The organism is Klebsiella sp. (genome assembly GCF_027492335.1).
GTDB classification, from domain to species: domain Bacteria; phylum Pseudomonadota; class Gammaproteobacteria; order Enterobacterales; family Enterobacteriaceae; genus Klebsiella; species Klebsiella huaxiensis.
The window spans coordinates 44,008-54,500 of sequence record NZ_JAPUEW010000063.1; the positions used below are offsets into that span (position 1 = coordinate 44,008).

The following is a 10,493-nucleotide window of genomic DNA, read 5'->3' on the forward strand; positions in this document are numbered from 1 at the left end:
ATTGATATTATTAATCATTAATTAGCCAGACTAATAACTGAGTGTTTCCCATAATTTGACTCTGCAAACTAAAAAGGCTCACCATCTGGGACGGCGAGCCTTTATCGCTAAACCTGGCGTGAAAATTACTCCGCCGGGTCTTTTATCTGCTTCAAATTCACATCCATCTGCGGATACGGGAAGCTGATACCGTTAGCGTCAAAATCGCGCTTAATACGTTCCAGAACATCCCAGTAAACGCTTTGCAGATCGCTGCTTTTACTCCAGACGCGTACTACATAGTTCACTGATGAAGCGCCCAGTTCATTCAGGCGAACGGTCATTTCACGATCTTTCAGGATACGCTCGTCCGACTCAATGATATTGGTCAGTAGCTGTTTCACCTTGTCTATATCAGCGTCGTAGGCCACGCCAATCACAAACTCGTTGCGACGGACCGGCTCACGGGAGAAGTTGATAATGTTTCCGGCAATAATTTTACCATTCGGCACCACCACAATCTTGCCATCCGCGCTACGAAGGGTTGTGGAGAAAATCTGCACGTTCAGCACGGTACCCGCGATACCGCCAAGGTCAACGTATTCACCCGCACGGAATGGGCGGAATACGACCAGCAGAACACCAGCAGCAAGGTTAGAGAGCGAACCCTGTAGCGCCAGGCCGACTGCTAAACCGGCAGCGCCGAGAACCGCGATGACTGAGGCTGTTTGCACCCCGACGCGGCCCAAAGCGGCAATCAGCGTAAAGGCAATAACGGCGTAACGTACCAGCGCAGAAAGAAAATCGGCAACGGTGGCGTCAATATGTCGCGCCCGCATCAGGCGATTCACCGTATTGGACACAATCCGCGCCACGATCATACCAACAATGATAATCGCGATAGCCGCTACGATGTTGACGGCATAGCTCAGCAGTAATTCCTGATTGCGCACCAGCCACGAACTGGCGTTATTTATGCTATCGACAACGTTCAAATCTTCCATTTAACATTCCTTATGGATACCCGGACGGGAAATAAAAAACCAAACCTGAAATAACAGGTAGGTTAAGGGTAAACAAAAAGTGTACGTTTTGCCAAACTGATCACATTTATTTAGCAACATTTCATGTTGTTCAGATAATAAAAAAGCCCGCATTTCTGCGGGCTTCAGAGTAAGAAACAGCGTTTTCTTACAGAACGTCGATCGCGTTCAGTTCTTTAAATGCCTGCTCCAGACGTGCCACCATGGTCACCTGAGCAGCACGCAGCCATGCGCGCGGATCGTAGTATTTTTTGTTCGGCTGGTCTTCGCCTTTCGGGTTGCCCAGCTGGCCCTGCAGGTAAGCTTCGTTCGTTTTGTAGTAGCCCAGAATACCTTCCCAGGTCGCCCATTGGGTATCGGTATCAATGTTCATTTTCACTACGCCGTAGCTTACGGAGTCTTTGATTTCCTGAGCAGAAGAACCGGAACCGCCGTGGAAGACGAAGTTCAAGCTGTTGTGCGGCAGGTTATGTTTCTTAGAAACATAGTCCTGAGAATCGCGCAGGATAGTCGGGGTCAGTACTACGTTACCCGGCTTATAAACGCCGTGTACGTTACCGAAGGAAGCCGCGATGGTGAAACGCGGGCTAATTTTGCTCAACTCGGTGTAAGCGTAATCAACGTCTTCCGGCTGGGTGTACAGTGCAGAAGCGTCCATGTGGCTGTTATCCACACCATCTTCTTCGCCACCGGTGCAACCCAGTTCGATTTCCAGAGTCATGTCCATTTTAGCCATACGAGCCAGGTATTTAGAACAGATCTCAATGTTTTCGTGCAGAGTTTCTTCAGACAGGTCAATCATGTGAGAAGAGAACAGCGGTTTGCCAGTAGCTGCGAAGTGTTTTTCACCCGCGTCCAACAGACCGTCGATCCACGGCAGCAGTTTCTTAGCGCAGTGGTCAGTGTGCAGGATAACTGGAACACCGTAGTGCTCTGCCATCTGATGTACGTGATGCGCACCAGAGATAGCACCCAGGATTGCTGCGCCCTGAGGAACGTCAGTTTTCACGCCTTTGCCCGCGATGAACGCTGCGCCGCCGTTAGAGAACTGAACGATAACCGGAGAACGAACTTTTGCAGCTGCTTCCAGAACGGCGTTGATGGAATCAGTACCCACACAGTTTACTGCTGGCAGAGCAAAGTTGTTTTCTTTAGCTACCTGGAACACTTTCTGAACGTCGTCGCCAGTGATGACGCCCGGTTTTACGAAATCAAAAATTTTAGACATGTTACGTAGTCCTGTATCTGTATCTTCGACCGTTGAAGAAGGTTCGCGAGCGTTTAAGCGCGCTGAAAAACAGGCGGGTCACCCCGCCTGAACTGAATTACTTCTTAGCGCGCTCTTCGAGCATAGCTACTGCTGGCAGGACTTTGCCTTCCACGAATTCGAGGAATGCGCCGCCGCCAGTGGAGATGTAGGAGATTTTGTCAGCAATGCCAAACAGGTCGATTGCTGCCAGGGTATCGCCACCGCCTGCGATAGAGAAGGCTTCGCTATCAGCGATAGCGTTCGCAACGATTTCAGTACCTTTGCGGAAGTTCGGGAATTCAAACACGCCAACCGGACCATTCCACAGAATAGTTTTGGCATTTTTCAGGATTTCAGCCAGCTGCTGCGCGGAAGCATCGCCCAGGTCCAGAATCTGCTCGTCATCTTTAATGTCGTTAACAGATTTCAGGGTAGCGGCTGCGGTTTCAGAGAACTCAGTTGCCACGCGAACATCAGTCGGTACCGGGATATCACAGGTAGTCAGCAGGCGCTTAGCTTCGTCAACCAGGTCAGCTTCGTACAGGGATTTACCCACGTTGTGGCCTTGAGCGGCAACGAAGGTGTTGGCGATACCACCACCAACGATCAGCTGGTCAGCGATTTTAGACAGGGAATCCAGAACGGTCAGTTTAGTGGAAACTTTAGAACCACCCACGATAGCAACCATCGGGCGAGCAGGTTCTTTCAGCGCTTTACCCAGCGCGTCCAGCTCAGCGGCCAGCAGCGGACCTGCGCAAGCCACGTCAGCAAATTTACCGATGCCGTGGGTAGAAGCCTGTGCACGGTGAGCGGTACCGAATGCATCCATTACGAATACATCACACAGCGCAGCGTATTTTTTAGACAGAGCTTCATCGTCTTTCTTTTCGCCTTTGTTGAAGCGAACGTTTTCCAGAACAACCAGTTCACCAGCGGCGACTTCCACGCCGTCCAGGTAATCTTTAACCAGACGTACCGGGTTAGACAGTTTGTCTTTCAGGTAGTTAACAACCGGCAGCAGAGAGAATTCTTCGTTGTACTCGCCTTCGGTAGGACGACCCAGGTGGGAAGTTACCATCACTTTCGCACCCTGTTTCAGGGCCAGTTCGATGGTCGGCAGAGAGGCACGGATACGCGCATCGCTGGTTACTTTCCCTTCTTTAACTGGTACGTTCAGATCCGCACGGATAAAAACGCGTTTACCAGCAAGATCCAGATCGGTCATCTTAATTACAGACATGGTGAATCCTCTCGTTGATTCTTGATAAAGTTTTGCAAGCGCTTACGCGCCTTACCTGAAACCTTGTGCGGCCATCGCTAACGTGGTGTCGAGCATCCGGTTAGCAAAGCCCCATTCGTTATCGCACCAGACCAGCGTTTTGATCAAATGCGCGCCGCTTACCCGCGTTTGCGTACCATCAACAATGGCGCTATGCGGATCGTGGTTGAAATCTATCGAGACTAACGGTAATTCCGTATAGTCAACTATACCATGAAATGCACCCTGTGCTGCTTTTTGCAGCAACTGGTTGACTTCATTTGCTTTTACTGGTTTCTTCACCGTCACGCTGAGGTCGATAGCCGTCACATTAATAGTCGGCACACGCACCGCAATCGCTTCGAAACGATCGTTAAACTGAGGGAAAATACGCGTGATCCCCGCAGCTAGTTTAGTATCAACCGGGATGATCGACTGACTGGCCGCTCGCGTACGGCGCAAATCCGGATGATAAGCATCGATAACCTGCTGATCGTGCATAGCGGAATGAATCGTTGTTACCGTGCCGGACTCAATGCCGTAGGCATCATCTAACAGTTTAATGACCGGAATAATGCAGTTGGTCGTGCAGGAGGCATTGGAGACGATACGGTGCTCGGCTCGCAGTTCATCATGATTGACGCCAAAAACAACCGTCGCGTCGAGATCGTTGCCGCCAGGATGTGAAAAGAGCACTTTCTTCGCGCCAGCCTGAAGATGGGCTTCGCCATGTTCACGGCTGCCGTAAACGCCCGTACAATCAAGCACCACATCCACCGCCAGCTCACGCCAGGGCAACACCTCAAGGGAAGATTCATGCAGCAGGCGAATAGCATCATCGCCGACAAACAGCTGCTCTCTTTCCTGGCGTACATCCCAGGCAAAGCGCCCATGGCTGGTGTCATATTTCAACAAATGAGCGATGCCGGCAGCATCCGCCAGTTCATTGATTGCCACCACGGTGATTTCCGCACGACGCCCGGATTCATACAAAGCACGAACCACGTTACGCCCGATGCGACCGAAGCCATTAATCGCAATGCGTATGGTCATAGGTCTCCTGCAAGGCTGTCCATGAAATGAGGTGGCTGACAGAGTAATGCAGCTACGCTCTAAGGGAAACCTTACCTGTCGCAAACTGCGACTGATTGATTAATTGTCGAACATTTAGACGACTGAAACGCTTCAGCTAGAATAAGCGAAACAAGGAATAAAAGGAATGACTGTCCAGTTGAAGAAGCCATTTATCTGACTTACGTCACATTTTAAAAGGAATAGTTGCAACACGAGTAACGAATAGCAAGGACGGTGCGAGCAGACTTCCTGTCTTGTCGCTCTGACCACAGCGGAGCGCTGGGATGGCAAATTGCCGGATACCATGATTCATGGCGGCACTGCTCCCTTTATCTCGACTAAATACAAACAGGGCCGTTATCGCGGCCCTTTTTGCAACACTCGCCTGAGTCAAGGGCAGGCAATCTTATATGCACCGTCAGCCGTCATCTCTAACGTCAGGTTTGCAGCCCGGCTGTTTTCGAGCACACGGCGAACGTTCGGACCATCGGTACGCTCGTAAAACGCCTCGGCTTCAGCTTGCGACAGGCCTCCGGCCAGCTTGCGCCCAACCAGCCTGGCCCGCAAAGCGTTGGCTGGTGCTTTAATAAACAGTGAAAAATCGCAAAACTCCGCGAGTACGCGCCACTGCTCATCATCCAGCAGCAGCCAGTTGCCCTCAACGATAACAACGGGAGCATTTACATTAATGGCAGCTTCAACCGGGTCATGCTTTTGCCGATCGTATTGCGGCCAGTCGCCCTCACCCTCGCGAATCTGGCGAAGATTTTCCGCCAGTTTGGTCACATCGAACGTTTCCGGTGCCCCTTTCGAGCCACGTAACCCATGCTCTTCAAGCCAGGTGTTATAGTGGTGAAAACCGTCCATCGGTAGCGTCTGGATTGGTGTCAAATGCGAGTCCTGACACACTAAAAACTCCCAAAACGTCGTGAGCGTCGATTTCCCTGTCCCTGGCGGTGCACTGAGGAAAATAATGGTCCGCCGGTTCGGCGTTAAAGCATGTAATCGGGTAAAACGGTGCAGTAAAGGTTTATGGACGTTCTCAATTTCGTCATCACTGTACCGGGCATCAACATTCAGCCCATTAATACTCAGCGTTATATTCACGGCGTTAATTCCTTTAATATCGTCGTTATCGCCAACGCCAGCGCGGTTTTCACCATATTAATGAAGCGAATTTCTGACCACGCAGAGAAATCAGCAAACTTCATTGATTTCAACGCGCCGTATAATGCGGTGTTATTCGTAATGCTATTTACATTACAAATAAAATCCCAGGTCAACTCGTCCGCAAATCCGGGAAGATCGCATTGTTCAGTCAGATACTGATAAAACTGCGAAAAGTGGGTGATATCGGCATAGAGCCATTTGTCCATTTTCCCCAGCGCATATATCAGTCGTAACGCCACATCAATATCATCAAGCGGGCCGCTTTGCGCGAGTAACGGCTTCACTGCATATTCCACGATCTCTTCATCATTATTAACGAACAGCGAGGGCAGAAAACGCTTGATGGCCTGCAACAAGAGGGTATTTGCAGTCGCCATAAAGGAGAGTAAATCTTGCTGGGCATCCAATTGCTCCAGCACGTCATCTTCTGTTAGCGTCGTCATTCGTTTCTCGATAAATCACCAGGAATGCAGAGAGTCTACTATATTACACGTTTGGTCTATGCCACTGATCAGGATTGTTTGTGTGCGAACTCCGCCCTCGCCACGTTGAATTCCACGCAGCAGGTCACCTCCTGTGACGCCGGTTGCAGCGAACAGAACATCGCGGTGGCTCACGATATCATTAAGCCGATACACATGGTTGACCTTCACGCCCATCTCATCGCAACGGCTGCGCTCTTCCTGCGCTATCTTCTGGTGCTCAGACGAGTCGCCTTTCGCCTCACAAAAGTCGATAAGTTCCGCCTGCATATCCCCACCTAAAGCAGTCACCGCACACGCCGATATCACCCCTTCCGGCGCGCCGCCAATGGTGAACATCACATCGTAAGCATTGTCCGCCATGCAGGTCTGCACGCTGGCGCAAAAGCCATGACCGCCAGCGCATTACTTTGCCCCATCGCAACCATTCGGGTTCCTTCTATTGGATCGACGGCAATATCAGTAGCCAACCCCTCGCCGCGTCCAACCTGCTCGCCAATCCACAACATGGGAGCATGGTCGATTTCCCCCTCTCCGATGACGATCCGCCCCTGAAAATTAAGCTCATTAAGCGCCTGCCGCATTGCGCTTACCGCCAGGCCATCAATTTTGTTTTTATCCCCGCACCCCGTTTCGGGCCAGGCAGCAAGCGCTGCCTGTTCCGTAGTGCGTAGCAGCGGCCACGCCAGTGACTTCATTCCGCCACCTCGCCAATATCAACGCCAAAGTGTGCCAGAAGATACTTCTCGGCCTGCTCATTCCAGATCCCGTGCGTCTCTTCTACCAGTTCCGCCAATTGCTTAAACAGCGGGTCGGTTTTACCTTTCTCAGCAAAATCAGTAATCGCCGTTAGCGGCATCGTCACGCCGTTATAAATCAGCTTTTTGCCACCAGGAATGTTGGGCAGATTGAGCACCGTGTCCGGCACCGCATCCAGCCCGCCAATATGCGTCACCATAAATGAAGGCTGTAGTTGTCCAGTTGCGCTCAGGGCAATCGCTTCAAGCATGTCATCCGTTGAGCCACCTGAAGTCCCCACGACATGGGTACTGTTGTAATGCACGTTGTAGAAGTTAAACGGGACTTTAAAGTTTTTATCCGTAGGGCCAGCAAAGAAGTTCAGGCATCCATCTTCCGACAGCAGCTCATCCGCCATTTCCACGATGGCGGGAACGGCAGCATATACGAAGACATCGTCAAATCCTTCGTCATTCGTCAGCGCCCGCAGCGCCTGTACCGGATCTGCAACGTCCCGTGTATTGACATAAACCAGCTCAATCCCTTTACTGGCAGCCAGTTCTACCGGCAGGAGTTTTTGCGCCTGCACCAGGCGCTTTTCATCAATATCAACCACTACCACCCGCGCCGGGGCAATGTTGCCGTTGATAGCATAATCTATCGCGCCAATGCCCATCGGCCCGGCACATGCCAGCAGCGCCAGATTGCCGCCAGGCTTAATTCCCATCCGATGCTCATAGACATAAGGCGTGGTATGGAAATTGGCATTATATGCACCAATAATGCAGCACATAGGTTCGGCCAGCGACGCGGCGGCAAAATAAGAACCGTGATATGGCAGTACGCATCCCAGATTAATAGCCACCTCAGGGATAATCATATAGGTCGCGTTACCGCCGAAGTATTCATAGCTATAACCTGCTGAATATCCGCTTGGTAGCCCCATCGCCGGTTGCAGAACAAACCGCTGACCTTTTTTATATTTATCGGTAAGGTTTTTCCCCACCTCGACAATAATCCCCGCACATTCATGACCGGTAATAACCGGATGATTTTCTAAATCATCGGGAACGCGTTTATGTTCGCTGCCTAAAGCGGCGGCCTTCCAGGTAGATAAACACACGCTATCGGAGATTACGCTCACCAGCAATTCATTATCGGTAATTTGCGGAAGTTCGAATTCACGAATGCGGACATCCTGCTTGCCATAAATAGCGGCAACTTTGGTTTTCATATTAACTCCGTAAATTAATGAGCAATCAGGCACTGAGGTTTTTAAACAACTCATCCAGGTGCGGATCGCCGATATAGTTTTTAATCAGGATTAAAGGTTTATCACTGACGCGTTTAACACGGCCTTCCAGGCTGGCATGAGTGACGATAATATCCGCATCATCTGGTACATTTTCGATGGCATAGTGGGTGACAGTAATAGCCAGCCCCGCTTTTTCCAGACGTTTACGGAAAGTTGTAGCACCCATCGCGCTGGAGCCCATACCCGCATCGCAAACGAAAGCAACGCGTTTAACCTGCTTGTAAGAAAACGATCCTTCGCGTTTCATCGCTTTTACCGCTTTAGCAGATTCGCTAAATGTATCTTCTTTTTCGACTTCGATGCTTTTATCCATCTTCAGAATAAAAGAAGTAATGATAAAGGTCACCAGAGCTCCTGCAGTTACACCTGCGATGGTGGCGATAAACGACCCTTTCGGTGTTAATGCCAGGTAGGCGAAGATTGAGCCAGGACTCGGTCCAGCAACCAGGCCGCCACCCAACAGATTAAAGACCCAGGTACCGGTCATTCCACCGCCGATCATGGCAATCAGCGTTAACGGCTTCATCAACACATAAGGGAAATAGAGCTCATGGATACCGCCAAGGAAATGGATAATCATGGCGCCCGGAGCGGACTTTTTACTCATGCCTTTACCAAAGATGGCAAACCCGAGCAGCAGGCCCAGCCCTGGACCGGGATTAGAGGCCACCATAAAGAAGATCGATTTTCCGGTCTCAGCAGCCTGTTGCATACCCAGCGGATAATAGACGCCCTGATCGATGGCATTGTTTAGAAAGAGAATTTTCGCAGGTTCGTTGATAACCGAGAGCAACGGCAGATACCCCGCATGCACCAGAGCTTCAATACACTCCTTCACAAAATTATTCGCAACGAGAACCGCCGGGCCAATAATTTCAAATCCCAACAGGCACAAGATCATGCCAGCGATACCGAGAGAGAAGTTATTGATGACCATTTCAAAACCGGCAGGAATACGTTTTTCCAGCAGGCGGTCAATATGTTTAATTACCAGGCCGCCGAGCGGCCCCATGATCATAGAACCAAGGAACATTGGAATATCAGCGCCAACAATCACGCCAATGGAACCAATGCCGCCCATTACCGCTCCGCGCTTGCCGCCAACCAGGTGACCGCCGGTTGAGCCAATCATTACCGGTAATAAATAGGTGATCATCGGGCCGACAATTTTGGCAAAATGCTCATTGGGCATCCAGCCAGTAGGAATAAATAATGCGGTAATAAACCCCCAGGCAATAAATGCGCCGATATTGGGGATGACCATGGCAGTCAAAAACCCACCAAAAGCCTGGACCTTTGCACGAGCAGACTTGTTTTCCATATTAATATCCTGAAAGGAGGGAGTAGATTATGCGCGGGAGATAATATCCGCTAATTGTTTCTCAGATTTAGCCGCCAACAACGCAGCCAGGTTTTCCTCTTCACACAATAATTCACTTAATGCCTGAATCGCACCAATATGCGAATCTGAATCGGCAGCAGACAACCCAATTAATAACTTAATGGGTTCATTACCCTCGCCAAAGCTGACGTGGTTTCGCAATAGCGTTAATGACATCCCTGTTTTTAACGCACCGTATTCAGGACGCGCATGAGGCATTGCCACTTCGGGAGCCAGAATATAATAAGGCCCGTTAGCTAACGTAGACTCTTTAATTGCCTGAACATATTGCGGGCTAACATAATGATTAGACAATAAAGCTGACATTGAAAAATCAACCGCTTCTTGCCAGCTTGATGCTGAATTCTTTATCGATATTGATGCTTCTGGGAAATAATCAATCAGTCGCATAGGTCATCCTTTTATTTTATTTCTAGGGTACAGTTTATCGTTAAAAACAAAATACTCGGGAGGCACAGTGAAATCAATAAGCGACAAAAGAGAGGCGAACTGGCTGAAGGTTTTTACGAAATGAATAAAAACAACAAGTTGATAATTAAAAAAATAAAATCAACTATATATTTGTGATTTCAATTGCAAATATGAAAAATCACTAAATTAACGTTTTGTGAAGCACATCACCATTAATGACTTGATGATAACTAACAAAAAAAGCTAGCGCTGTCTCAATCAAAAGAAACGGGCCGCCTGAGCGACCCGTTTATTATCATAAAAATGATTACAGCAGTGCTTTCGCTTTGGCGACAACGTTATCCACGGTGAAGCCAAACTCTTCAAACAGCA

10 protein-coding genes and 2 pseudogenes are annotated in these 10,493 nt (G+C 49.6%); 1 reads left to right on the forward strand and 11 read right to left on the reverse strand.

Annotated elements, in window-relative coordinates; translation table 11 throughout:
- Window positions 1-125: 125 nt before the first annotated feature.
- From mscS to epd, 4 genes are all read right to left on the reverse strand, one after another.
- Complete coding sequence (mscS, locus tag QVF11_RS18900; RefSeq protein WP_112216557.1) at window positions 126-983, reverse strand: small-conductance mechanosensitive channel MscS; 858 nt, start codon at window positions 981-983, stop codon at window positions 126-128.
- Window positions 984-1,170: 187 nt separating this feature from the next.
- On the reverse strand, window positions 1,171-2,250 hold the full coding sequence (gene fbaA / locus QVF11_RS18905; RefSeq protein ID WP_112216558.1) for a class II fructose-bisphosphate aldolase: 1,080 nt from the start codon (window positions 2,248-2,250) through the stop codon (window positions 1,171-1,173).
- A gap of 97 nt (window positions 2,251-2,347) precedes the next feature.
- Window positions 2,348-3,511 carry a phosphoglycerate kinase gene (pgk, locus tag QVF11_RS18910; RefSeq protein WP_112216559.1) on the reverse strand — a complete coding sequence of 388 codons (1,164 nt, stop codon included), beginning with the start codon at window positions 3,509-3,511 and terminating at the stop codon, window positions 2,348-2,350.
- A 51-nt stretch (window positions 3,512-3,562) separates the two neighbouring features.
- Window positions 3,563-4,582, reverse strand: coding sequence for an erythrose-4-phosphate dehydrogenase (epd, locus tag QVF11_RS18915; RefSeq protein ID WP_287858692.1), 1,020 nt, complete (start codon window positions 4,580-4,582; stop codon window positions 3,563-3,565).
- Between the two features lie 274 nt (window positions 4,583-4,856).
- Between epd and QVF11_RS18920 the strand changes: the two are divergent.
- Window positions 4,857-4,946: pseudogene (locus QVF11_RS18920) on the forward strand (prohibitin family protein); the annotation flags it as partial.
- 47 nt (window positions 4,947-4,993) lie between these two features.
- Here the strand turns inward: QVF11_RS18920 and QVF11_RS18925 are convergent.
- From QVF11_RS18925 to QVF11_RS28720, 7 genes and pseudogenes are all read right to left on the reverse strand, one after another.
- Window positions 4,994-5,710 carry a nucleoside/nucleotide kinase family protein gene (locus tag QVF11_RS18925; protein ID WP_287858694.1) on the reverse strand — a complete coding sequence of 239 codons (717 nt, stop codon included), beginning with the start codon at window positions 5,708-5,710 and terminating at the stop codon, window positions 4,994-4,996.
- Window positions 5,707-6,216 carry an MltR family transcriptional regulator gene (locus QVF11_RS18930; protein WP_112216562.1) on the reverse strand — a complete coding sequence of 170 codons (510 nt, stop codon included), beginning with the start codon at window positions 6,214-6,216 and terminating at the stop codon, window positions 5,707-5,709. The genes QVF11_RS18925 and QVF11_RS18930 overlap by 4 nt, the downstream gene beginning before the upstream one ends.
- Before the next feature lie 15 nt (window positions 6,217-6,231).
- Window positions 6,232-6,953, reverse strand: a pseudogene (locus tag QVF11_RS18935) (fructose-bisphosphatase class II).
- A complete protein-coding gene (locus tag QVF11_RS18940; protein ID WP_287858695.1) occupies window positions 6,950-8,227 on the reverse strand; it encodes a zinc-binding dehydrogenase in 1,278 nt (425 codons plus the stop codon). The pseudogene QVF11_RS18935 and the gene QVF11_RS18940 overlap by 4 nt, the downstream one beginning before the upstream one ends.
- A gap of 25 nt (window positions 8,228-8,252) precedes the next feature.
- Window positions 8,253-9,629 carry a PTS mannitol transporter subunit IICB gene (locus QVF11_RS18945; protein WP_142512833.1) on the reverse strand — a complete coding sequence of 459 codons (1,377 nt, stop codon included), beginning with the start codon at window positions 9,627-9,629 and terminating at the stop codon, window positions 8,253-8,255.
- 27 nt (window positions 9,630-9,656) lie between these two features.
- Entirely contained in the window at window positions 9,657-10,100 is a 444-nt protein-coding gene (gene cmtB, locus QVF11_RS18950; RefSeq protein ID WP_287858697.1) for a PTS mannitol transporter subunit IIA, read from the reverse strand.
- A 328-nt stretch (window positions 10,101-10,428) separates the two neighbouring features.
- Window positions 10,429-10,493 (reverse strand): hypothetical protein (locus QVF11_RS28720; RefSeq protein ID WP_369816290.1); only part of this gene is annotated, 65 nt, incomplete at its 5' end.